The 21,291-nt window shown below is 69.5% G+C and carries 23 protein-coding genes; 11 read left to right on the top strand and 12 right to left on the bottom strand.

The window, feature by feature from the left end:
• The first annotated feature begins 5 nt into the window (after window positions 1-5).
• On the top strand, window positions 6-1,847 hold the full coding sequence (locus BN1701_RS28060; RefSeq protein ID WP_231949734.1) for a prolyl oligopeptidase family serine peptidase: 1,842 nt from the start codon (window positions 6-8) through the stop codon (window positions 1,845-1,847).
• Here the strand turns inward: BN1701_RS28060 and BN1701_RS28055 are convergent.
• Window positions 1,840-2,400, bottom strand: coding sequence for an NADPH-dependent FMN reductase (locus BN1701_RS28055; RefSeq protein ID WP_054053754.1), 561 nt, complete (start codon window positions 2,398-2,400; stop codon window positions 1,840-1,842). The two genes, BN1701_RS28060 and BN1701_RS28055, sit on opposite strands and share 8 nt — an antisense overlap.
• Before the next feature lie 82 nt (window positions 2,401-2,482).
• On the opposite strand from BN1701_RS28055, the gene BN1701_RS28050 reads away from it, so the two are divergent.
• The 3 genes from BN1701_RS28050 to BN1701_RS36950 all read left to right on the top strand — a co-directional run bounded on the left by BN1701_RS28050 (window position 2,483) and on the right by BN1701_RS36950 (window position 5,681).
• Window positions 2,483-3,529 carry an alpha/beta hydrolase gene (locus BN1701_RS28050; protein ID WP_054053753.1) on the top strand — a complete coding sequence of 349 codons (1,047 nt, stop codon included), beginning with the start codon at window positions 2,483-2,485 and terminating at the stop codon, window positions 3,527-3,529.
• A gap of 133 nt (window positions 3,530-3,662) precedes the next feature.
• A complete protein-coding gene (locus BN1701_RS28045; RefSeq protein WP_054053751.1) occupies window positions 3,663-4,892 on the top strand; it encodes an MFS transporter in 1,230 nt (409 codons plus the stop codon).
• A 57-nt stretch (window positions 4,893-4,949) separates the two neighbouring features.
• Window positions 4,950-5,681 (top strand): hypothetical protein, encoded by a 732-nt coding sequence (locus tag BN1701_RS36950; protein WP_197672148.1) that lies wholly within the window; start codon window positions 4,950-4,952, stop codon window positions 5,679-5,681.
• Window positions 5,682-5,744: 63 nt separating this feature from the next.
• Here the strand turns inward: BN1701_RS36950 and BN1701_RS28035 are convergent, their stop codons facing one another.
• The 3 genes from BN1701_RS28035 to BN1701_RS28025 are packed head-to-tail and all read right to left on the bottom strand — an operon-like array spanning window position 5,745 to window position 9,810.
• Entirely contained in the window at window positions 5,745-7,424 is a 1,680-nt protein-coding gene (locus BN1701_RS28035; protein ID WP_067520912.1) for a serine/threonine-protein kinase, read from the bottom strand.
• 56 nt (window positions 7,425-7,480) lie between these two features.
• On the bottom strand, window positions 7,481-8,545 hold the full coding sequence (locus tag BN1701_RS28030; RefSeq protein WP_054053747.1) for an aspartate-semialdehyde dehydrogenase: 1,065 nt from the start codon (window positions 8,543-8,545) through the stop codon (window positions 7,481-7,483).
• Window positions 8,545-9,810, bottom strand: coding sequence for an aspartate kinase (locus tag BN1701_RS28025; protein WP_054053744.1), 1,266 nt, complete (start codon window positions 9,808-9,810; stop codon window positions 8,545-8,547). The genes BN1701_RS28030 and BN1701_RS28025 overlap by 1 nt, the downstream gene beginning before the upstream one ends.
• A gap of 190 nt (window positions 9,811-10,000) precedes the next feature.
• On the opposite strand from BN1701_RS28025, the gene BN1701_RS28020 reads away from it, so the two are divergent.
• The 3 genes from BN1701_RS28020 (at window position 10,001) to BN1701_RS28010 (ending at window position 12,996) form a co-directional block, all read left to right on the top strand.
• Window positions 10,001-11,125 carry a serine hydrolase gene (locus BN1701_RS28020; RefSeq protein ID WP_054053743.1) on the top strand — a complete coding sequence of 375 codons (1,125 nt, stop codon included), beginning with the start codon at window positions 10,001-10,003 and terminating at the stop codon, window positions 11,123-11,125.
• Window positions 11,126-11,231: 106 nt separating this feature from the next.
• Complete coding sequence (locus tag BN1701_RS28015; RefSeq protein WP_054053740.1) at window positions 11,232-12,440, top strand: DUF2029 domain-containing protein; 1,209 nt, start codon at window positions 11,232-11,234, stop codon at window positions 12,438-12,440.
• The gene (locus BN1701_RS28010; protein WP_054053737.1) at window positions 12,430-12,996 is read left to right on the top strand and encodes a nitroreductase family protein; all 567 of its coding nucleotides are present in this window, start codon (window positions 12,430-12,432) and stop codon (window positions 12,994-12,996) included. Before BN1701_RS28015 ends, BN1701_RS28010 begins: the two co-directional genes overlap by 11 nt.
• On the opposite strand, the gene BN1701_RS28005 is transcribed toward BN1701_RS28010, so the two are convergent.
• Complete coding sequence (locus BN1701_RS28005) at window positions 12,997-13,338, bottom strand: hypothetical protein (RefSeq protein ID WP_054053736.1); 342 nt, start codon at window positions 13,336-13,338, stop codon at window positions 12,997-12,999.
• 19 nt (window positions 13,339-13,357) lie between these two features.
• The gene (locus BN1701_RS28000; protein ID WP_054053733.1) at window positions 13,358-13,660 is read right to left on the bottom strand and encodes a hypothetical protein; all 303 of its coding nucleotides are present in this window, start codon (window positions 13,658-13,660) and stop codon (window positions 13,358-13,360) included.
• 57 nt (window positions 13,661-13,717) lie between these two features.
• Between BN1701_RS28000 and BN1701_RS27995 the strand changes: the two genes are divergently transcribed.
• Genes BN1701_RS27995 through BN1701_RS27985 form a run of 3 tightly spaced genes read left to right on the top strand, consistent with a single transcriptional unit; the run spans window position 13,718 to window position 14,991 of the window.
• Entirely contained in the window at window positions 13,718-13,975 is a 258-nt protein-coding gene (locus BN1701_RS27995) for a hypothetical protein (RefSeq protein WP_054053732.1), read from the top strand.
• 3 nt (window positions 13,976-13,978) lie between these two features.
• A complete protein-coding gene (locus BN1701_RS27990) occupies window positions 13,979-14,647 on the top strand; it encodes a hypothetical protein (RefSeq protein WP_054053730.1) in 669 nt (222 codons plus the stop codon).
• Window positions 14,647-14,991 carry a hypothetical protein gene (locus tag BN1701_RS27985; RefSeq protein WP_054053729.1) on the top strand — a complete coding sequence of 115 codons (345 nt, stop codon included), beginning with the start codon at window positions 14,647-14,649 and terminating at the stop codon, window positions 14,989-14,991. The genes BN1701_RS27990 and BN1701_RS27985 overlap by 1 nt, the downstream gene beginning before the upstream one ends.
• Window positions 14,992-15,064: 73 nt before the next feature.
• On the opposite strand, the gene BN1701_RS34750 is transcribed toward BN1701_RS27985, so the two are convergent.
• Window positions 15,065-15,235: a DUF397 domain-containing protein gene (locus BN1701_RS34750; protein ID WP_082860099.1), complete on the bottom strand. Its 171-nt coding sequence runs from the start codon at window positions 15,233-15,235 to the stop codon at window positions 15,065-15,067.
• Between the two features lie 6 nt (window positions 15,236-15,241).
• A complete protein-coding gene (locus tag BN1701_RS27980; protein WP_054053727.1) occupies window positions 15,242-16,084 on the bottom strand; it encodes a helix-turn-helix transcriptional regulator in 843 nt (280 codons plus the stop codon).
• A gap of 247 nt (window positions 16,085-16,331) precedes the next feature.
• On the opposite strand from BN1701_RS27980, the gene leuA reads away from it, so the two are divergent.
• The gene (gene leuA, locus BN1701_RS27975; RefSeq protein ID WP_082860097.1) at window positions 16,332-18,122 is read left to right on the top strand and encodes a 2-isopropylmalate synthase; all 1,791 of its coding nucleotides are present in this window, start codon (window positions 16,332-16,334) and stop codon (window positions 18,120-18,122) included.
• A 5-nt stretch (window positions 18,123-18,127) separates the two neighbouring features.
• Here the strand turns inward: leuA and BN1701_RS27970 are convergent, their stop codons facing one another.
• From BN1701_RS27970 to BN1701_RS27955, 4 genes are read right to left on the bottom strand one after another with little or no spacing between them, the layout of a single operon-like run.
• A complete protein-coding gene (locus BN1701_RS27970; RefSeq protein WP_054053723.1) occupies window positions 18,128-18,718 on the bottom strand; it encodes a TetR/AcrR family transcriptional regulator in 591 nt (196 codons plus the stop codon).
• Between the two features lie 3 nt (window positions 18,719-18,721).
• Window positions 18,722-19,597, bottom strand: coding sequence for an alpha/beta fold hydrolase (locus tag BN1701_RS27965; RefSeq protein WP_054053721.1), 876 nt, complete (start codon window positions 19,595-19,597; stop codon window positions 18,722-18,724).
• Between the two features lie 30 nt (window positions 19,598-19,627).
• Window positions 19,628-20,389, bottom strand: a complete 762-nt coding sequence (locus BN1701_RS27960) for an SDR family oxidoreductase (protein WP_054053719.1) — start codon at window positions 20,387-20,389, stop codon at window positions 19,628-19,630.
• Between the two features lie 7 nt (window positions 20,390-20,396).
• On the bottom strand, window positions 20,397-21,245 hold the full coding sequence (locus BN1701_RS27955; RefSeq protein WP_054053717.1) for an NAD(P)-dependent oxidoreductase: 849 nt from the start codon (window positions 21,243-21,245) through the stop codon (window positions 20,397-20,399).
• Between the last annotated feature and the right edge of the window lie 46 nt (window positions 21,246-21,291).

The following is a 21,291-nucleotide window of genomic DNA, read 5'->3' as shown; positions in this document are numbered from 1 at the left end:
CAACGGTGACCAACCATCCTGTCGCCGAGGTCCCCGACCGGCTCTTCACCGACGACGCCACCGAGGCGCGCTGGCGGGCCCGGTTCCACGCCGCGCGGCTGTCGCTGCCGGAGTGGGCCAGGGACGCACCCGACCGCACCGTCTACACCTCCAACGCCAGCGGGGTGTGGGAGGTCTACGCCTGGGACCGGGCCACCGACACCCACCGGCGGGTCACCGACCGGCCCAACGGCACGCTGCACGCCGTCCTCACCCCCGACGGTGAGCACATCTGGTGGTTCGCCGACACCGACGGCGACGAGTTCGGCTCGTGGGTCAGCGAGCCCTTCGGCGGCCGTCCGGCGGGGGCCGAGGCCACCGCGGCGGTCAAGGGCACCAAGCCCGGCTACCCGGCGGGCATCGAGGTCGGCCGCGACCTGCGGGCGGTCGGGGTCGCCGACGACGACGGCACGACGGTCTTCCTGGCGCGCGGCGGCGGCGAGGCCGAGGTCGTCTACCGCGACGAGCACGACGGCGGCGTGGCCGCGCTGTCGCAGGACGAGACGCTGCTGGCCATCGCGCACTCCGAGCACGGCGACAACCGCCACCCGGCGCTGCGGGTCTTGGCGACCGCCGACGCCTCCACCCTCGCCGAGAAGTGGGACGGCAAGGGCAAGGGGCTCGACGCGATCGCGTTCAGCCCGGTCGACGGCGACCAGCGGCTGCTGGTGCTGCACGAGCGCCGGGGCCGCGAGGAGCTGCTGATCTGGGACGTCGCCGCCGACACCGAGCACGAGATCACGCTCGACCTGCCCGGCGAAGTCACCGCCGACTGGTACACCGACGGCACCGCCCTGCTCGTCGCGCACACCCACGAGGCGCGCAACTCGCTGCACCGCTACGACATCACCACCGGCGAACTCTCCACTTTGGACACCCCAGCCGGCACGATCGGCTCCGCGCACACCCGCCCGGACGGCACGGTCGAGTACTCCTGGTCCAGCGCCGCCGACCCCGCGGTGGTCCGCGCGCTGTTCGCCGACGGCACCGAGCGCGTCCTGCTGACACCGCCCGGCGAGCGCGCGCCCGGATCGGCCCCGCTGGCCGACGCCTTCGTGGAGACCCCGAACGGCCGCGTCCACGCCCTGGTCGCGCGCCCGCAGGACGCGCCGGACGGGCCGCTGCCGACGGTGTTCAGCCTGCACGGCGGCCCGCACGCCGCCGACGAGGACCGCTTCTCGGCCTACCGCGCGCTCTGGCTCGACGCCGGGTTCGCCGTGGTGCACGTGAACTACCGCGGCTCCACCGGCTACGGCTCGGCCTGGCGCGACGCCATCGAGGGCAGGCCCGGCCTGACCGAACTGGCCGACGTCGCCGCCGTGCACGCGTGGGCCGTGGAGTCCGGCCTGGCCGACCCGCGGCAGTGCGTGGTCAACGGCGCGTCGTGGGGCGGCTACCTGAGCCTGCTCGCGCTGGGCACCCAGCCGGACCTGTGGGCCGCGGGCGTCGCGGGCGTGCCGGTGGCCGACTACCTGGCCGCGTATGAGGACGAGATGGAGCCGTTGCGCGCCTTCGACCGCGCGCTGTTCGGCGGTTCGCCGGACGAACTGCACGACCGCTACGTCGAGTGCTCCCCAATCACCTACGTCGACGACGTGAAGGTTCCGGTGCTGGTCCTCGCGGGCGAGAACGACCCGCGCTGCCCGATCCGGCAGATCGACAACTACCTCGACCGGCTGGCCGAACGCGGTGCGCCGTATGAGATGTACCGCTACGACGCGGGCCACGGGTCGCTGGTGGTCGCGGAGACGATCAAGCAGTCATTGATCGAGGTCTACTTCGCGCTGCGGGCGCTCGGGCTCAGGTAGCGCGGGCCAAGGCGAACTCGACGACCTGCAGGCCGATGGTCCGCAGGCTCGTCGAGACCTGCGGGTCGCTGCACTCGCCGCCGCCGTCGAACAGGACCTCGGCGGAGTTCACCGCCGCGCCCAGCGGCGTCGGCCAGCCGCGCAGCGCGTGCACGACCGACCGCAGCGCCTGCAGCGTCGTCACCGACGCCTGCCAACCCGACGCGGTGGCGATGCAGCCCACGGCGCGGCCGTCGAGGTAGGGGCGGGTGTCGTCGCGCAGGTCCTCGACGTAGTCCAGGGCGTTCTTGACCAGCCCGGACACGGTGCCGTGGTAGCCGGGTGAGACGAGGATCACACCATCGGCCTCGCGAAGTTCGTCGACCAGCCGCATGGCTTCGCGCGAGCGCTCCGGCACGGCAGGATCGTAGAACGGGAGCACCAGATCGGCGCCGGACAAGGCGGTTGTCTTCGCACCCGCCTCAGCGGCCCCGGCCAGCGCGATCCGCAGCGCGCGCTCGGACTGAGAGTCTGTCCGCAGGGACCCACCGATTCCGACCACCGACACCGTCACCCTGCCATCCTCGCACCCGAAGAGTGGCTGTCCGCACGCCCTACCGACAAGTAACGTGCCCGGGAGATGTCAAGGAGGCCAGATGTCGAATCCGTTGGACCGAGTGCCGCTGTCGGTGCAGTCCGCCTTCGTCCGCGCCCTGCTCGCCCTGCCGAAACCGATCCGCAGGCGCATCGCGGGCAAGCCGGTCCGCATCGACGGACAGGAACTCGCGCTCGACGCGCAGCTGTTCCTGCTGCTGGAGAAGGCATCGGGCTACCGTCTGGTCAACGGCACTCCCGAACAGGCCCGGCAACGCCTCGCCGCGTCGCGCTCGCTGGTCAGCGGACCTCCGATCGAGCCGGTGACCGTGCGCGCGCTGACCATCGAGGACAGCGTTCCCGCCCGCTTCTACGCGCCGGAGGGTGTCGGTGACGACGCCCCGCTGCTGGTCTACTACCACGGTGGCGGCTGGGTCGTCGGCGACCTCGACAGCCACGACAACGTCAGCCGCTTCCTGGCCAAGCGGGCCGGGGTCAAGGTGCTGTCGGTGGACTACCGGCTGGCTCCGGAACACCGGTTCCCGGCGGCGGTCGACGACGCGCTGACCGCCTTCAACCACGCCGTCAAGAACGCCGCCGAACTGGGCATCGACCCGGACCGGATCGCGGTCGGCGGCGACAGCGCGGGCGGCAACCTGGCCGCGGTCACCGCGCTGCAGGCGGTCCGGGCGGGCGGCGCGGTCCCCAAGTTCCAGCTGCTGATCTACCCGGCGGTCGACGCCTCGGTCCGCAGGCGGTCTCGGGAGCTGTTCGCCGATGGCTTCTTCCTGACCAGCGCCGACATGGACTGGTTCCGCGAGCACTACGCCCCCAACGAGGACGACCGGGTCAACCCGCTGTTCTCGCCGCTGCTGGCGGAGGATCTGACCGGCTTGCCGCCCGCGTACGTGGCCACGGCCGGGTTCGACCCGCTGCGCGATGAGGGCGAGGCCTATGCGGAGAGGCTGAAGGAATCCGGGGTTAAGGTGATCGCGGTTCGCTATCCGGACCTGATCCATGGCTACTTCAACTTCCTCGGCGTCGGCAGGCGATTCCAGGAAGCGGCGGTAGAGGCGGCTGTCGCACTGCGGACAGCGCTGGCGCTCTGACGCGGCCGGGGCGCCGGGTTGGCGGGTGGGCCCGTCACCTATGCCCGTTCGATCAGGAAGCTGGCCATCACCCCCTGTGACCCGACGCTAATTCGCTTGCCAACCGACCGCTGAACCGTGTCGGATCGGGGGCATGCAGCAGTACCGCCGGATGCTCGGCCTCCCCGGCGTGAAGACGCTGATGATCGTCATGTTCGTGGCCAGACTCCCGATCACCGCGGCGTCGATCGTGGTCACCCTGCACGTCGCCGTCGGAATGGACCGCGGCTACGGCCAAGCAGGCCTGGTCGGCGCGGCGAGCACGGTCGGGATCGCGCTGGGCGCACCGATCATGGGCCGGGTCATCGATAGGTTCGGGCTCCGGCCGATGCTCGTCGTCGTCACCCTCGGTGAGACCGCCTTCTGGGCCGCCGCTCCCTCCTTGACCTACGAACTCCTGCTGCCCGCCGCCTTCGTCGGGGGCTTCTTCGTGGTGCCCGCGATGTCGATCGGCCGCCAGGCGATCTCAGCTCTGGTGCCGGAGGAACTGCGCCGCACCGCGTACTCGCTCGACTCCGTTTCAGTCGAGTTGACGTTCATGATCGCCCCGGCCTCGGCGGTCGCCGTCGCCACTCAGGTGTCGACCGAGACAGCGCTGTCAGCGATGGCCGTGGCGGTGTTCGCCATCGGCGTGCTGCTGTTCATCGTGAACCCGAAGGTTCGCGCCGATCATGAGGAAGCCGCTGGTGGGGTGCGGATCCCGCGGCGGGAATGGCTGACGCCGCAACTGCTCGGGGTGTTCGCGGTGGGCGCGGGCGCGGTGTTCGTGCTCGCCGCCACGGATGTCGCCGTGGTGGCGACGCTGCGGGCGGCCGGGCAGCTCGACTGGACCGGCGCGGTGATCGTGGTGCTGTGCCTTGCCTCGGCGACCGGCGGCGTGGTGCACGGGTCGCTGCGCCGCGGTCTGCCGCCGAATGTCCTCATGGGACTGATGGGGTTGCTGACCCTGCCCGTCGCGCTGGTGTCCGGGCAGTGGTGGCTGTTGGCCCTCGCGCTGGTCCCCTGCAGCTTCCTCTGTGCACCCACAATCGCAGCGACCAACGAACAGGTGAACACTTTGGCCCCCGCGTCGATGCGGGGAGTAGCCACCGGCTTGCAGAGTTCCGCGTTCACCCTCGGCGCCGCGGCCGGTGCGCCGCTCGCCGGATTCGTGATGGATCACAGCTCAGCGCCGTGGGGGTTCGTCGTGGGCGGGGTCGGCGGGGTGCTGGTGGCGGCCATCGGGGTCGCCACGCGGCGGTCTCACGAAAAGGTGAACCTGGCTTTCCCACAAGAAGATTCACCAGCGGTGTGCTTACGATCGGCGAGCCCGGGCACCGACTAAAAGTCGTACGACTGAACGCTCTTCGGATCTTCAACTTGTCAGGGGAAGTGAGCCGAAATGTTCAGGAAATTGGCCATTGGTCTCGCCGCCGCCGCCACCGCGCTGGTCGGCTTCAATGTGCCCATGGCCGCCGCCGACCCACCGAGCGCGTGCGGCGCCGCCACCGCGACCCTGCAGGACAAACTCGCCGAGTTGGGCGAAGCCCTGGCCGCGCCGCCGGAGGAGCCCGCGCCAGACCCAGAACCGGCGCCAGAGCCAGAGCCCGCTCCGGAACCGGAACCCGCTCCCGAGCCCGCACCGGAACCCGAACCCGCGCCGGAACCGGCACCTGAACCCGAACCGGCACCCGAGCCGGAACCCGCGCCGGAACCGGAACCCGCTCCCGAGCCCGCACCGGAACCCGAACCCGCGCCTGAGCCTGCACCGGAACCCGAACCGGCTCCGGAACCTGAACCCGCGCCGCTGCCGCAGGCCCGGTCCACTCAGGACGATGGGTTGATCGTGGAGCTCGTGTCCGCGGTCAAGACGACCGTCGCCGCGCTGCTGGCCAACGCCTGTCTGCCGGACGTCCCGCCGGGTGAGGGCACGGAGCTGACCAGCTGCCACACCTTCACCGCGGCACTGCTTTCCCACGTCCACGGCGCGGTCGCCGACGTCACCGTCGCGACCGAGCTTGACCTCGACTCCATCGGCGGCCACGTCGACGGCGCCAACGACGCCATCGACGGGCTGCTGGCCGACGCCTGCGTGCCCGACGCCGAGCCGCCGCTGGTGCCCCCGCTCCCTTGATCCAGTGACGCGGAGTCAGTGAACGGCTCCAGCCCCGAAAAGGGGCTGGAGCCGTTCCTCATGTCACGGGGCGAGCAGGTACCCGAGCCGGTACTCCTGGTTGTAGCCCTCGCAGTTGGCATAACCCGAGTCGAAGTGGCCGCCGTTGTACGTGCAGCGATAGAGCGAGATCGTCTTCGCGCCTTCCGGTGGCGCGGTGAAGATGTGGCCGAGGAGGGCGATCATCTTGTGGCCCTCGCAGCCGCCGCTCTGGTCCGCGGACGTGAAGTGGTCGTCCGAGGCGTTCTGCTTGCAGGAGTACAGCTTCTTGGTGCCGGGCGCGGCTTTCGCGGACAGGTCGCCGAGCTGGTGTTCCCGGTTGAAGCCCGCGGGCGGCGGAAAGGCCGTCGTCGTGGAGAGGTGCCAGCCGGTCGGGTGGTTGTAGCGGATCAGGGTCGTCCGCTGCCAGGTCGGCGTCGTCGTGGTGGGTGCGACCGTGGTCGTCTGCTGCGGGGGCGGCGGCGGGACCGCCTGGGTGGTCGTCTTGCCAGGGGCGGCGGACGACGACACCGCCGAGGAGACCGTGGTCGGCGTGGCCGACGACGACGAAGGCGCCGAGGACGAGACCGAGGGCGTCGAGGTCACCGTCGGGGTCGACGGCTGGGCCGTCTGCGACTCAGTGGGGCGGTCGCGCTGGTCGTTGGCCACCGCGGACGGGTTGCCCTGCTGGCCGGTCGGCAGGAACGTGAACACCGCGACGAGGGCCGCGACGACCAGGGCGCCCGCGCTCGCCAGGAGCAACGGCAGCCGCTTGCGGCTCGGCTTGTCCTCCTCCCACGGGTCCACCGCGGCCCACGGCACCGCGACCGGAGCCGCGTCGTTCGGCCTGGTCGAGCGGGTCGGGGCGGCGACCATGGTCGTGGGGGCCTCGACGACCTGGGTCGCGTCGGCCGGGGTGACCGCAACCGTCGCGTCCGACCCGAGCAGCGCGCGGGCGGACGCGCCGGTCAGGCGGGTCTCGGGGGTCTGGGTCAGCAGACCCGCCAACAGTCCGGCCAGCGGCTCACCGCAGCGCGACGGGACCGGGCGTTCGGTGAGGATCGCGTGCATCGTGGCGGCCGTGGTGGTGCGCGTGAACGGCGCCCGACCCTCGACCGCGTGGAACAAGGTCGCGCCGAGGGACCACAGGTCGGTCGCGGGTGACGGCGGCGAGCCGGTGAACAGCTCCGGGGCCATGTAGCCGGGCGAGCCCATGATGCCGCCGGTCGCGGTCAGGCTCGGGTCGTCCACGGCGCGGGCGATGCCGAAGTCGGCGAGCTTCACCCGGTCGCCGGGCAGCACCATGATGTTGCTCGGCTTGACGTCGCGGTGCACGATCCCGGCATCGTGCGCGGACTTCAGCGCGCCGAGGACCTGCTGTGCGATGGTGACGACGCGGGACTCGGCCAGCGGGCCCGCCGCGATCAGGTCGGCCAGCGTCGGCGCCTGGACCAACTCCATCACCAGGTAGGCGACGCCGCGGTCGAAGGACACGTCGAACACGGTGACCACGGCCGGGTCGTTGAGCTGGCCCGCGGTCCTGGCTTCGCGCAGCACGCGTTCCTGGAACACCGCCGGGTCCTGCCCGTGCGGGAACGGCAGTTCCTTGAGCGCGACCTGCCTGCCGATGACCCGGTCCTCGGCCCGCCAGACCACACCCATGCCACCCCGGCCGAGTTCGCCGAGCAGGGCGTAGCGCCCAGCGACCACCCTCGGTACGACCATGAAAACCCCCCGATCCCCGCTGTCGGCCGACAGCCTACGAAAGGGGGGTGTTCACGTCACCGCTGGGCCGCGATCGACTCCGCGATCTCGTAGGTGTTGAGCGCGGCACCCTTGCGGAGGTTGTCGCCGCAGACGAAGAAGTCGAGCGTGTTGGGGAAGTCCAGCGCCTGGCGGATGCGTCCGACGTAGGTCGGGTCGCCGCCCACCACGTCGGCCGGGGTCGGGAACTGGCCCTTCTCCGGGTCGTCGACCAGCACCACGGTCGGCTGGGCCGAGAAGATCGCGCGCGCCTGCTCGACCGTCACCGGCTTGGCGAACCGCGCGTGGACGGCCAGCGAGTGCGTCGTGACAACGGGGACGCGCACGCAGGTGGCCGAGACCTTCAAGTCCTCGATGCCGAGGATCTTGCGGGACTCGTTGCGCACCTTCAGTTCCTCGCTGGCCCAGCCGTCGGCCTTGAGCGAACCCGCCCACGGCACCACGTTGAACGCCAGCGGCGCGGGGAACGGCGAGTCCTCCTGCGCCAGACCGGCCGCCGCGAGCGCCTCGCGAACGTCCCCTGCCTTCTCGCCGACCGGCTTGCCCGCGACCGCCGCGTACTCGGCGTACAGGCGGTCGATGCCGTCCTGGCCCGCGCCGGACGCGGCCTGGTAGGAGGCCACGACCAGTTCGGTCAGCTGGTATTCGCGGTGCAGCGCGCCGATGGCGGCCATCATCGACAGGGTCGTGCAGTTCGGGTTCGCGATGATCCCGCGCGGCGCGTCGGTGATCTTGTCGGCGTTGACCTCCGGCACGACCAGCGGCACATCGGCGTCCATACGGAACGCGCCCGAGTTGTCGACCGCGATGGCGCCGCGCGCGGCGGCGATCGGGGCCCACTGGGCCGAGACCTCGTCGGGGACGTCGAACATCGCCACGTCCACGCCGTCGAAGACCTCCGGGGCGAGCGCGAGGACGGTCAGTTCCTCGCCGCGCACGGTGATCTTCTTGCCCGCCGAACGGGGCGACGCGATCAGGCGCACCTCACCCCACGGCCAGTCCTTGCGGCCGTTCATGATGTCGACCATGACGGTGCCCACGGCACCCGTCGCGCCCACCAGGGCCAGAACCGGACCGGACATCAGCGACCACTCCCGCCGTACACGATTGCCTCTTCGTCGCCGCCGAGTTCGAACGCGTCATGGATGGCGCGCACGGCCTCGTCGAGCTGGGTGTCCCGGATCAGGACCGAGATCCGGATCTCCGAGGTGTTGATGATCTCGATGTTGACCCCGGCCTTGGCCAGCGCCTCGCAGAACATCGCCGTGACCCCGGGGTGCGACCGCATCCCGGCGCCGACCAGCGAAACCTTGCCGACGTGGTCGTCGTAGAGGACCGCGGTGAAGCCGAGTTCCTCGCGGATCTTCTCCAGCGCGGCGACCGCGGTCGGGCCGTTGCTCTTCGACAGGGTGAAGGTGATGTCGGTCTTGCCCGACACCGTGCTGGACACGTTCTGCAGCACCATGTCGATGTCGATCTCGCTGTCGGCCACGGTCCGGAAGATCCGGGCGGCCACACCGGCGTGGTCGGGGACGCCGGTCACGGTGACCTTCGCCTCGGACCGGTCGTGCGCGACGCCGGTGATCATCGCCTGTTCCACGGTCAAGTCCTCCATTGATCCGGCGACGATCGTGCCGGACTTGTTGCTGTACGACGATCGGACGTGGATGGGGACGCCGTAGCGGCGCGCGTACTCCACGCAGCGCAGCATGAGCACCTTCGCCCCGCTGGCGGCCATCTCCAGCATCTCCTCGTAGGTGACGCGGTCGAGGCGCTTGGCGTCCGGCACGATCCGCGGGTCGGCGGTGTAGACGCCGTCGACGTCGGTGTAGATCTCGCAGACGTCGGCGTTGAGGGCCGCGGCGAGGGCGACCGCGGTGGTGTCCGAACCGCCGCGGCCGAGGGTGGTGATGTCCTTGGTGTCCTGGCTGACGCCCTGGAAGCCCGCGACGAGCACGATGTAGCCCTCGTCGATCGCGGCCTGCACGCGGCCCGGCGTGACGTCGATGATCCGCGCCTTGCCGTGCACCGAAGTGGTGATCACGCCTGCCTGGGAACCGGAGAACGACCTTGCCTCGGCACCGAGCGCGCTGATCGCCATCGCCACGAGGGAGTTGGAGATGCGCTCACCGGCGGTGAGGAGCATGTCCATCTCGCGCTCCGGCGGGACGGGGTTCACCTGCTTGGCGAGGTCGAGGAGTTCGTCGGTGGTGTCACCCATCGCGGAGCACACCACCACGACGTCGTTCCCCGCTTTTCGCGTCGCGATGATCCGCTCGGCGACCCGTTTGATCCGGTCGGCGTTCTCCAGCGAGGATCCGCCGTACTTCTGGACGACGAGCGCCACTGCGTGCAACCTCCTCAAGCCGCGGGCGGTCGGGCGATGCCGTGCCGCCATCTCCGGGTGAGCCTACCTGCGACGTCGTTTACCTCTTATGCGCTGTGTGTTCCCCGCCACCACATCGCGGCCCGAACATCCGCCCATTGGTGAACGTAGATGTTCATAATTGAGGTGATCACCAACGAAGGGAAGATCGATGCGCTTGTCCATCAGACTCGGCGGCCTCATCGCCGCCGCCTTGCTGCTGACCGCGGGCACCGCGGGTACCGCCGCCGCCGACGCACACCCCGCGGCCCAGGCCGCCATCGAGGAACTGCGGGCCAGCTACGGCGCCCCGGGCGGCAGCGCGGTCGTGCGTGACGGCGACACCCTGTGGAGTGTCACCACCGGCACCCGCGAGCTCTGGTGGAACCTGCCGTTCGGCCCGGACCACAAGGTCCGCGTCGGCAGCCTGACCAAGCCGATGACCGCCACGATCGTGCTCCAGCTGGTGGCCGAAGGGAAGATCGACCTCGACGCGCCCGTCGCGACCTACCTGCCCGGCGTCGTCACCGGCAACTACGACGGCAACGTCATCACCACGCGCCAGCTGCTCAACCACACCAGCGGCATCGCCGACCACCTGCCGAACGACGCCGCAGGCTACGCCGACTTCAAGTACACCCAGCCGCAGACGATGGCCACGGTCGCCTCCTGGGGCCTGGCCAAGCCCGCCCTGTTCGCGCCCGGTGCGGGTTTTCTCTACTCGGGCACGAACTACTTCCTCGCCGGAATGATCATCGAGGCGGTCACCGGGCGCACCTACACCCAGGAGCTGACCGACCGGATCGTCACCCCGGTCGGTCTGACCAGCACGTTCCTGCCCACGGTCAAGACCCTGCCGCCCGGACACGTGCGCGGGTACATCGGCACAGGGTTCTTCGCGGTGGACACCACCGAACTGGTCGATCCCAGCATCGGCGGACCAGCGGGCGGCCTGGTGTCCAGCGGCGCCGACGAGACGAAGTTCTACCGGGCGCTGTTCGGCGGCCAGCTACTCGCGCCCGCGCAGATGACCCAGCTGCTCACCCCCAACAACGCGCCGGGCTCGACGGCGCCGAACTACGGCCTGGGCGTCGACAAGTTCGTGCTCCCCTGCGGCGGAATCGCCTACGGCCACTACGGCGTGTGGCCCGGCTACCAGTCGATCGCGGGCGGCACGCTCGACGGCTCCCGCGCGGCGTTCGCGGTGATCAACGTGTTCAACGGCGGTGGCGGAAGCGACTCCAACGGCCTGGACCGCTCCGTCACGCTGACCAAGGTCCTCTGCGACGGTCACTGAGCTGACTGACGGGCACGGCGGTCCTCGCCGCCGTGCCCCATTGGCCCGGATGGCGCAGCCGCTACCCTGGTGGCCTACGGCCTGGCACACGGGGAGGCGGGCAGGCATGTCTACTGACGTGGTGCCCACGAGCGCCGAGGAGGCGACGCCCACTCGGCAGGCGCCGGTTCCGCACCGCGTTCGACGCTGGTCGCTGGTCAGGATCGCCAATCTGCTCGCGCCTGGTTTGGTGTTCCTCGGGGTGCGCGAGATCGGTTTGCTGGTGCTGTCGTGGATGGCGGGGCAGAACGGCCAGTCCGCCACCAACGCGCTGAAGTCTTGGGACGGGCAGTGGTTCCTGGCCATCGCCGCGCACGGCTACGACGGTGTGCCGCCCAATCTGGTCGACGCGTTCAACCGGCGCAGCGCCGAGACGCCGCTGGCCTTCTTCCCCGGCTATCCGACGGTGGTCGGCTGGCTGAGCGATCTCGGGTTCCTGCTGCTGCCGTCGGCGCTGGCGATCACGGTCGCGTTCGGCGTGGTGTGCGCGTACGGGATGACCAGGCTCGGCACGATCATCACCGGCGGCTCGCGGCGGGTCGGGCTGATCCTGGTGGCGCTGTTCGCCGCGTCGCCGATGGCGATCGTGCTGTCGATGGCGTACTCGGAGGCGATGTTCTGCGCGTTCGCCGTGTGGGCGCTGGTGTTCGTGCTGGAGCGGCGGTGGATCGCCGCGGGCCTGTGCTGCGCGGCGGCGGGCCTGGTCCGGCCGACGGCGGCGGCGCTGATCCTGGCCGTGGGCCTGGCCATCGTGATCGCCGTGGTCCAGCGGCGCGAGACCTGGCGGCCGTGGGTCGGCGGGCTGATCGCCCCGGTCGGCCTGATCGGCTACCTGGCGTGGGTCGGCACGCGGACCGGCGAGTGGGACGGCTGGTTCGCCCTGCAGCGGCGCGGCTGGGACTCGGAGTTCGACGGCGGCGGGGCGACGGTCAAGTTCAGCCTGGAAGTGTTGGGCAACGCGCGGTCGGTGCTGGAGGTGGCCACGGTCGGGCTGATCGTGGTCGCGCTCGCCCTGCTGGTGATCTGCTGGCGGCGTCGGCTGGAGTGGCCGCTGGTGGTCTACGCGGCCGGAGTGCTGGCGATGGACCTGTGTTCGAACGGCCTGATGAACTCCAAGGCGCGGCTCATGGTGCCCGCCTTCACCCTGCTGATCCCGATCGCGATCGGCCTGGCGAAGCGCCGAACGTCGACGGTGCTGCTGACGCTCGCGGGCGCGGCCGTGGCGTCGGCCTGGTTCGGCGCCTACTCGATCACGTCGTGGGGCTATGCCATCTGAGCCGCATCCCTTGATCAAGGCCCGCTGGAGCCCGCGCGCGCTCGACCCGGCCGGTGTAGTGCCGGAGGACGCCCTGCGCCGGATGCTGGAGGCGGCCCGCTGGGCGCCGTCGTACGGCAACACCCAACCCGCGCGCTACCTGGTCGGGCCGCGCGGCACGTCGACGTTCGACCGAATCCTGGCGTGTCTGAACCGGGGCAACCAGGCGTGGGCGGTCAACGCGGGTGCCCTGCTGGTGGCGTGCGCGTCGACGGTGAACGAGAAGGGCGTGATCCCGTACGCCGAGTACGGCGTCGGGCTCGCCACGGAGAACCTGGTCCTGCAAGCCGTGGCCGAGGGCCTGGTCGCGCACCAGATGGCCGGGTTCGACAAGGCGGCGGTGGTCGCCGAGTTCGACCTGCCGGAGACGATCCGCCCGCTGGCCGCCGTGGCCGTCGGCGTGCTCGGCTCGCCGGAGCTGCTGCCGCCGGACAAGCGCGAGCGCGAAACCAAGCCGCGCAGGCGAAAGCCGCCGGAGGAACTCGCGTTCACCGACCGCTGGGGCCAGGCGTTCTGATCAGGCCAGGCGGCGGATGAGCTTGGCGACGACCGTGGAGACCACGAGCCAGAACACCGCCGCCAGGCCGTAGTTGACCAGGACTTTGAGTTTCTGGTCGTCCGGCGTGAAGAGGTCCCTGAAGGCCAGTGACAGAGGCTCGGCCCAGCTCCGGAAGAAGCTGGTGATGCCGTTGCCCGTGTTCGCGTTGCCCATCACCAGGACGACGTGCACGACCAGGATCAGGGCGATCAGCAGCCCGACCCAGCGGACCAGGCCCGCCACCAGCCCGACGATGTCGGCCCGCCACTCGGCGGGGGTGCGCCGGGGCTGGGCTTCGGTCTCTTCGGTGCTGTCGGCCATGAGCGAATTCTGACACCCGTCAGCGCAGCGCGCGAGCCACCAGTCCGGTCACCACCAGCCAGAACACGGCGGCCAGGCCGTAGTTCACGATGACGGCGAGTGTCTGGTTGGCGATGGGGAACAGACCGGGGAAGAACAGCGCGAGCGGCTCGGCCAGCGACTGGATGAACCGGAAGAAGCCGTTCGCGGCGTTCGCGCCGAAGATGATCAGCAGGACGTAGACGACCTCGATCAACGCGAACAAGGCGCCGATCCCGGCGACGATGCGGGCGGGGGTGCTGCGCCCACGCCCCCGAGCTGCGTACCACCTGTGCGTAGTCATGGTCGAGATATGCCCCGACCAGGGGATCGTCAAACGTTAGGCCGACACTGGGGAGCGATGAGCATCGAGGAATTGCGGGCCGCGATCGGGGAGGCCGAGACACTCATTGCACAGGGGCTGGCGATCTTGCAGGCCGCACCCGAGCCGATTGAGTCCGCCGTGGCCTGCCTTGGCGTGCTGCTCGAGTCATCGGTACGACTGGAGGCTGACGCGGCGCAGGGCAGCCTGGTCGAGGCCGCCGAGCAGTTGGTCGCAGCGCGGCAGGCGGCGAAAACGGCGCTGGAAGCCGCAGAGCTGTTCAAGGCGGTGCTGTAGGCGATGAGTGTCCAGGACGTCATCGCGGGTCTGACGCCCGTCGTCGAGGGGTCGGAGGCGCTTCGCGGACAACTCATGGTCGCAGCTGGTCAGTTCGACCAGGCCCAGGCTGTGTTGGCTAGGGCGACCAGTGGCAGCAGTAACCCCCACCCGCCCCGAGCGGTCGCCGCGCTGGAGCAGGTGCGGGAATCCGTCAGTCACACGCTTGGACTGCTCGCGGGGATGGAGAACTACCTCGCCATGTATATGCGGGGGCTAACCGATCCTGGCGTGGTGGCGGGGCTAGCGGCCCGGGAGGCTGAGGGGGCGAGCAACGGCAGCGAGCGTGACTGGAAGCTCGGCTATGACCCCGCGAGTCAGCGGTATCGGCGCGGCGAAACTGTCACTGCCCGACGCGTGGAAGACGAGCGTCGTACCGTCCTGGTCCGGTCGACGAGGAAAAAGGGGCCGGACTGGATCGGCCCGGACGGCAAGACCTATGACGCTGTCGGTCCATTCGCAGGCAAGTACTTCGATCGACAGTGGGAGATCTTCCAGGGCAGGATCGTGGATCACATGACCAAAGCTGACTGGGTGCCGGTCGACGTCTCCCAGTTCACTCCCGAGCAGATCGCGCGCGTGCGAGAATTCATCGGGCCTCTCGGCCCCCGAGTCTTCACCGTGGGAGAGTGATGTCAGGCGACATCTGGATCACCAGGCAGCTTCGTTGGCCGGTCAACGACTCGCTGTATCACTGGGTCCTGGACTTCCTCATCGATCGCACCGTTGACGCAGAGACCCTGGCCGACCTCGAAGAGATCCGCGACGAGAACCTTGGTGTCGTCGTGGTCGAGGACTTCCCGACTCCGGTTCGCAACACCATGGTCGCGGCCATCCGTGACGAACTTGTCCCGGACGCGGAGAAACGTCTGCCGGGCGAGGACTGGGCTGAGTACCGGGACGCCCTTCGCGAACTCGCTGGTCTGGCCTCGGCCGACGCGGCAATCGAGGCGCCGACCTCCGACGGCACGTTCTAGAGGTCGTCCTAGCGGGCGAGCAACGCTGAGCTGAGCAACGGCGCCCCAAGTCGGATCTTGACCTGCGGGGGCGTCAAACGTTGGCAGGCACGCGGCGGGGGAACCAGGTGGGGACCGGGAAGGTCAGGACGCCGCCGGACGGGTTCTTGGAGTCCCGCACACGGACCTCGGTGGCGAAGGCGACCTCAACGCAGTCAGCTTGGTTGGGATGGCTGAACGTCGACTTTCGCCACTCTCCGTGCATCCTGTTTCAGCTCCGTCCGTAGTCGACCACCATTCTCGCCAGGAAATCCACCGAATCGGATGATCCCAGCGCGACCCGGTCCAGCTTACCGGCGAAGCCACGGAACCTCGCGATGCTTTCCGACGCGTGCAGGAATCCCGCAGCATCGGCGCTCTCGATGTAGACGATCGGATCGTCGTCGCGGAACTCGAACAGCGTGAACGCGCCGTGACTGTCATAGAAACCGTGCTTGAAGGGGATGATCCTGACTGTGATGTGCGGCTGTTCATCTCTGCCCATCAGCCATTGGAGCTGATGAGTCATGACTTCCGATCCACCGCAGGGCCTGCGCAGCATCCCCTCGTCAAGATAGGCGACATAACGCGGGCTGAGCCTCGCGTTGAGGATCGCCTGGCGATCCAGCCGTGCGGCTATCCACTCTTCCCGCACCTGCTCATCGGAGTTGGCGAAACGCATGAGCGCCCGGATGTAGGCGGGTGTCTGGAGCAGACCGGGAACCAAAGCGGGTGAGAACTGCGTGATCTTGATGGCACGCCGCTCGAAGTGTTTCAGTGCGGGCAGGAGCCGGGGCCTGTGGTCTCCCGACTCTAGCCAGTGTGGGGCGTCGAGATTCTCGGCCAGTTCCATGATCCGAGTTCGATCCGCCCCCGTCACGCCGTAGATGGCCAACAGCGCCGACACGTCCGTGGCGAGGGCGAAACGTTTGGCGGTCTCGGTTCGGCTCAAGGTCGGCGCCGAGGTGCCGATCATGCGGGCCGCGTCCCTCGTTCTGAGGTTCGCGCCCTCGCGGGCGGCCTTCAACTCCATCGCGAGTGCCCGCACCCTGGCGGGGCTTTCGTTGCTGATCACGTCCTCATTGGAGCGCCGCCGACAACAGCGCGCAACCAGCCCAATCGGTTGAGTCATTTCGCCCCTCGAAACCGTGTCCGCCCAGGATGTGGACACCGGATTCCACATTCGGCCGAATGGTGGCTACTCTGGCCAGGTGGCTCTCCTCCTGCTTCGCTGCCGCGACGGGGCCTGACCAGGCCGGCCCCCCGTCGCGGGGTTTGGCGTTGCCGCCGGTCGCCGACTCTCGTCAGCAGGAGACCCGCACATGAGCAGCCCCGATTCGTATACCTCTGCCAACAGCCGCATCCGCACGCCCGCACGCCCGGCCCCCGACGGCCAGTCCGCGTGGAATCCGCAGCTGGGCAGCTCGATGCCGTTCCACCGGTACCGCCCGTTCCCCGAGCTGGTCGAACCCATCGTCGTACCCGACCGCACCTGGCCGGACAAGCGCATCACCAAGGCACCCCTGTGGTGTGCCGTCGACCTGCGTGACGGCAACCAGGCGCTGATCGACCCCATGTCCCCGGCCCGCAAGCGCCGCATGTTCGACCTGCTGGTGCGGATGGGCTACAAGGAGATCGAGGTCGGCTTCCCCGCCGCCAGCCAGACCGACTTCGACTTCGTCCGCGAGATCGTCACCGAGGGCGCCATCCCGGAAGACGTCCGCATCCAGGTGCTGACCCAGGCCCGCCCCGAGCTGATCGAGCGCACCTTCGAGGCCGTCGAAGGCGCGCACAGCGCGATCGTGCACCTCTACAACTCCACCTCGATCCTGCAGCGCCGGGTCGTCTTCCGGCAGGACCGGGCGGGCATCAAGAAGATCGCCACCGACGGCGCCGAGGTCGTGCTGGCCTTCTCCGAGAAGTACGCCGACACCGACTTCCGGTTCGAGTACTCCCCCGAGTCCTACACCGGCACCGAACTGTCCTACGCCGCCGAGGTGTGCAACGCCGTGGCCGCCGTATGGCAGCCGACGCCGCAGCGGCCGATGATCGTGAACCTGCCCGCGACCGTCGAGATGGCCACGCCCAACGTGTACGCCGACTCGATCGAGTGGATGCACCGCAACCTGGACAACCGCGACTCGCTGGTCCTGAGCCTGCACCCGCACAACGACCGGGGCACCGGCGTGGCCGCCGCCGAGCTGGGCTACCAGGCCGGGGCCGACCGGATCGAGGGCTGTCTGTTCGGCAACGGGGAGCGCACCGGCAACGTCGACCTGGTAACCCTGGGCATGAACCTGTTCAGCCAGGGCATCGACCCACAGATCGACTTCTCCGACATCGACGAGATCCGCCGCACGGTCGAGTACTGCAACCAGCTGCCCGTGGCCGAGCGCCACCCGTGGGGCGGCGACCTCGTCTTCACCGCCTTCTCCGGCAGCCACCAGGACGCCATCAACAAGGGTTTCGACGCCATGCGCGCCGACGCGGAGGCCGCCGGTGTCGGGGTGGACGAGCACCCGTGGGAGGTCCCGTACCTGCCGATCGACCCGAAGGACATCGGCCGCTCGTACGAGGCCGTCATCCGGGTCAACTCGCAGTCCGGCAAGGGCGGCGTCGCCTACATCATGAAGACCGAGCACCAGCTCAAGCTGCCGCGTCGGCTGCAGATCGAGTTCTCGCAGGTCATCCAGGCCGTCACGGACAACGAGGGCGGCGAGGTCAGCCCCAAGGAGATGTGGGACGTCTTCGCGGGCGAGTACCTCGACCGGGTCACCCCGCTGCGGCTGCGCCGCAACCGAATCTCCGATGACGGCGAGGGTCGCGACGAGATCGAGGCCACCGTCAGCGTTGAGGGCGAGGAACACCAGATCACCGGCGCGGGCAACGGCCCGATCGCCGCGTTCGTCGACGGCCTGGCCTCGGTCGGGTACGACGTGCGGGTCCTGGACTACTCCGAACACGCCCTCACCTCCGGCGATGACGCCCGCGCCGCCGCCTATGTCGAATGCGCGGTCGGCGACCAGGTCCTGTGGGGCGTGGCGATCGACAGCTCGATCGTGGCCGCCTCCCTTAAGGCCGTCGTGTCCGCGGTGAACCGGGCCAACAAGTAGCCGGTCTACGGAGTCAGGAGTCCGCTGAGGAGAAGGCCGAGGGCGTGCGAGACGGTGGCACGCGTCGCGGGCTTGTCGTCGGCATGGGCGATGAGGAGCGCGGACTCGATCAGAGCGCTGAGGATGATCTGGGCGAGCGGCGGGGCGGGTTGGCGCTGGATGAATCCAGCGTCCATCCCGGCCTCGAGCAGTTCGATGATCACTTGGAGGCCGTAGTCGGCCTCGATCGCCCGCCATTGGGTCCACCCGAGCACGACGGGGGCGTCGAGCAGCGCGATGCGGCTGACTTCGGGCCTGGTGCACGCGTCGAGAAACACGTTCATCGCGGCGACCATCTGTTCCGGCGGACCCTGCTGCGCCGACACGGCGGCGCGGATCTCGGCGACCAGCTCGGCTTCCACGACCAGCAGCAGTTCACGGAACAGTCCGCGTTTGTCGCCGAACTGGTGGTGCAGCGCGCCCCGGGTCAGTTCGGCGGCACTGACGATGTCCTCAGCGGTCACGGCGCTGTATCCGCGATCGGCGAACAGCTCACGGGCGACCCGGAGCAGGGTGGCCCGGGTCGCCTCCGATCGTTTCTGCGGCTTGCGGGGCATAGGTCATTGTGTTCCAGGGACTTCGGACCCGATGAAGTCGGTGATGAGTTCGGCGAGGCGTTCGGGCTGGTCCTCGGGGACGAAGGTGTAGCTGTCGGGCACCTCGACCAACGTCGCCATCGGGAACAGGTCGGCGAGCGCTTGCCCCAGCGACAAGGGAAACAGCCGGTCCTCTGGCGACCACGCCAGCAGCACGGGCTTGGTGAACCCTGGTAGCCGACGCGCCGCGGCAAGGCTGTGGCGCCGGTGCACGGATCCGACGAACGCTCGAAGATCCCGCCGGATATCCGAACTGTCCCCGGAGGGCAGGCAGTAGGAGTCCATCACCTCGCGTGGGATGGGTCGCTTGCTCAGCCAACCGTATGTGAGCGGCAGGCGGCGCAGGGGCGGCACCCGCAGTATCCGACCCAGGAGCCAAGCCGCGCCGGGCAGCCGGATGAGCTTGGTCAGGTAGTTGAAGGTGGGCGGGAAAAAGCGGTCGAGTGCGTCGCAATTGGTGAGCACGACCCGTCCGATCCGCTCCGGGTGCCGGGTCAGCAGGATCTGGGTGAGCGCTCCGGCGGTGTCGTTGGCCACCAGGGTCACGTCGACCAGGTCGAGCGCGGTCAGGAATTCCGCGATGAGGTCTGCGACCGCCGGGGGCGACAGGTCGGCACCCGCGGGCATCGGAACTCGATGCGCGCCGAGCGGCAGATCCACGGCCAGGCAGCGATACCCGCCTGCGGCCACCTGGGGAACGACCGCCCGCCAGAGGTCCGAGTTCGCCATCAGACCGTGAAGGAACACCACCGGAGGGCCCTCGCCGCGCTCGAAGTAGTCCAGTTTGGCCGCTCCGGCGTCCACCGCGCGACGGGAGCCGAGTTCCGTGCTGATCGTCATGCGGCCAGTAAAACATACATCCCGTATGTTTTAAATGTCGGTGGGCGAGTTGATCTGGGCCAAGCCGCCGTCGACGGCCAGTTCCACACCGGTCGAGTAGGTGGCGTCGAAGCCGAGGAACAGCACGGCTTTCGCGACTTCCTCCGCGGTCGCGTGGCGGCGCATCGGGATGATCGCGTCGCCCGCGGCCATGAAGTCGGCGCGCTCGGCTGCGGTCAGGCCCGCGACGCCCATGGTCGGGGTGTCGGTGTAGCCGGGGGCCACGGTGCTCACCCGCACGCCGCGACCGACCAACTCGACGGCGAAACCCTTGGCGAAGGAGCGGACGGCGGCCTTGGACGCCAGGTAGACGGTCATCCCCGGCGCGGCGGTGCCGTCGGTGACGGTGGTGAACACGATCGCGCCGCCGTCGACCACCAGGGGCGCGAGGCCCTGGGCGGTGAAGAACGCGCCTTTGGTGTTGACGTCGAAGATCCGGTCGAAGGCGGCTTCGTCGACCTCGCCGACCGGGCCGAGTTCGGCAACGCCCGCGTTGACGAAAACCAGGTCGGTGCGGCCGAACTCTCCTTGGACAAGTTCTACGAGCGCGTCAATGTCGGTGCGGACGGTGGTGTCAGAGCGGACCACGATGGCCTGTGGGCCAAGCTCGGCGGCGGCCTTGTCGACGGTGTCCTTGTTGCGTCCGGTGACGATCACCCGGCCGCCGCCCTCGATCACGGCTTTCGCCGTGGCGAGGCCGATGCCGTGGGTGCCGCCGCTGATGACGGCGGTTTTGTCGGTGTAGGTACCCATAATCCCTTCAGAGCAGATCGACGAGGCTGGAGAGTTCGGTGTTGGCATGACCGGCGGCCACGGCACGGTCGACCAAGGCGGCCAGCGGGGCCAGCAGTTCCGGGCTGACGCCGTTCGCGCGGCACGCGGCGGCCAGGTTGGGGAACGCGGCGGCCTGCATGCCCAAAGGCGAGTCGACGTCGGTGGTGTGGTCGCCGGAGTCCACGCGCCGGGCCAGGTCCGGCAGCAGGCCGGACATCGCGGCCAGCCACGGGACCAGCAGTTCGGTCAGTTCGGTCGCGGTGGCCTGCTTGCGGACGAACGCGGCGGCTTGGACGAACCCGGCGAACATGCCATACATGCCGGTCAGCAGGGCCAGGTCGAACATCGCCGCCCGGCCGGGCTCGGCGCCGACGTAGTTCGCCGCACCGAAAGTCGAGAGAACGGGCTCGGCCTGGTCGAACGCGGTCCGCGAACCGCTGTAGAGCAGCATCGCGTGCGGGGTGCCGATGCCGGGGGGCACGGCCATGATCCCGCCGTCGAGGTAGTCGGCGCCGCGCTCGGCGGCCCAGTCGGCCATCGCGTCGGCCTGCTGGGGAGTTCCATTCGTGAGGTTGACCAGGGTGCGGCCCGCCCAGTCCGCCCATTTGGCCACGTCCTGGGCCACCGGGTAGTCGAGTACACAGAGGACGGTCAGCGGACTCGCGGCGACGGCTTCGGCGGCGGTCGCGGTTTCGTTCGCGCCCTCGGGGGCTTTGCCGGGGGTCCGGTTCCAGACGGTCGTCGGGTGGCCCGCGGCGACCAGTGCTCGGGCGAGCGCCGACCCCATGGCGCCCAGGCCGATCACCGTCACGGGGTTCTTGTCATTTCCGTTCACGCGACCAATCGTCGGCTCCTGCCGGTGAATGATCAAGTAGGTACAA

Source organism: Alloactinosynnema sp. L-07, from assembly GCF_900070365.1.
GTDB lineage: Bacteria > Actinomycetota > Actinomycetes > Mycobacteriales > Pseudonocardiaceae > Actinokineospora.
Note: the sequence above shows the minus strand (reverse complement) of the source record. Positions and strands in the feature narration are given on the sequence as shown.

What these genes read in the sequence shown, in the direction of transcription:
- BN1701_RS28050 (WP_054053753.1), top strand. Translation starts at nt 2,483, where the DNA reads ATGTCGAATCCGTTGGACCGAGTGCCGCTGTCGGTGCAGTCCGCCTTC.
- BN1701_RS28045 (WP_054053751.1), top strand. Translation starts at nt 3,663, where the DNA reads ATGCAGCAGTACCGCCGGATGCTCGGCCTCCCCGGCGTGAAGACGCTG.
- BN1701_RS36950 (WP_197672148.1), top strand. Translation starts at nt 4,950, where the DNA reads ATGTTCAGGAAATTGGCCATTGGTCTCGCCGCCGCCGCCACCGCGCTG.
- BN1701_RS28035 (WP_067520912.1), bottom strand. Translation starts at nt 7,424, where the DNA reads ATGGTCGTACCGAGGGTGGTCGCTGGGCGCTACGCCCTGCTCGGCGAA.
- BN1701_RS28030 (WP_054053747.1), bottom strand. Translation starts at nt 8,545, where the DNA reads ATGTCCGGTCCGGTTCTGGCCCTGGTGGGCGCGACGGGTGCCGTGGGC.
- BN1701_RS28020 (WP_054053743.1), top strand. Translation starts at nt 10,001, where the DNA reads ATGCGCTTGTCCATCAGACTCGGCGGCCTCATCGCCGCCGCCTTGCTG.
- BN1701_RS28015 (WP_054053740.1), top strand. Translation starts at nt 11,232, where the DNA reads ATGTCTACTGACGTGGTGCCCACGAGCGCCGAGGAGGCGACGCCCACT.
- BN1701_RS28010 (WP_054053737.1), top strand. Translation starts at nt 12,430, where the DNA reads ATGCCATCTGAGCCGCATCCCTTGATCAAGGCCCGCTGGAGCCCGCGC.
- BN1701_RS28005 (WP_054053736.1), bottom strand. Translation starts at nt 13,338, where the DNA reads ATGGCCGACAGCACCGAAGAGACCGAAGCCCAGCCCCGGCGCACCCCC.
- BN1701_RS28000 (WP_054053733.1), bottom strand. Translation starts at nt 13,660, where the DNA reads ATGACTACGCACAGGTGGTACGCAGCTCGGGGGCGTGGGCGCAGCACC.
- BN1701_RS27995 (WP_054053732.1), top strand. Translation starts at nt 13,718, where the DNA reads ATGAGCATCGAGGAATTGCGGGCCGCGATCGGGGAGGCCGAGACACTC.
- BN1701_RS27990 (WP_054053730.1), top strand. Translation starts at nt 13,979, where the DNA reads ATGAGTGTCCAGGACGTCATCGCGGGTCTGACGCCCGTCGTCGAGGGG.
- BN1701_RS27985 (WP_054053729.1), top strand. Translation starts at nt 14,647, where the DNA reads ATGTCAGGCGACATCTGGATCACCAGGCAGCTTCGTTGGCCGGTCAAC.
- BN1701_RS34750 (WP_082860099.1), bottom strand. Translation starts at nt 15,235, where the DNA reads ATGCACGGAGAGTGGCGAAAGTCGACGTTCAGCCATCCCAACCAAGCT.
- leuA (WP_082860097.1), top strand. Translation starts at nt 16,332, where the DNA reads ATGAGCAGCCCCGATTCGTATACCTCTGCCAACAGCCGCATCCGCACG.
- BN1701_RS27970 (WP_054053723.1), bottom strand. Translation starts at nt 18,718, where the DNA reads ATGCCCCGCAAGCCGCAGAAACGATCGGAGGCGACCCGGGCCACCCTG.
- BN1701_RS27965 (WP_054053721.1), bottom strand. Translation starts at nt 19,597, where the DNA reads ATGACGATCAGCACGGAACTCGGCTCCCGTCGCGCGGTGGACGCCGGA.
- BN1701_RS27960 (WP_054053719.1), bottom strand. Translation starts at nt 20,389, where the DNA reads ATGGGTACCTACACCGACAAAACCGCCGTCATCAGCGGCGGCACCCAC.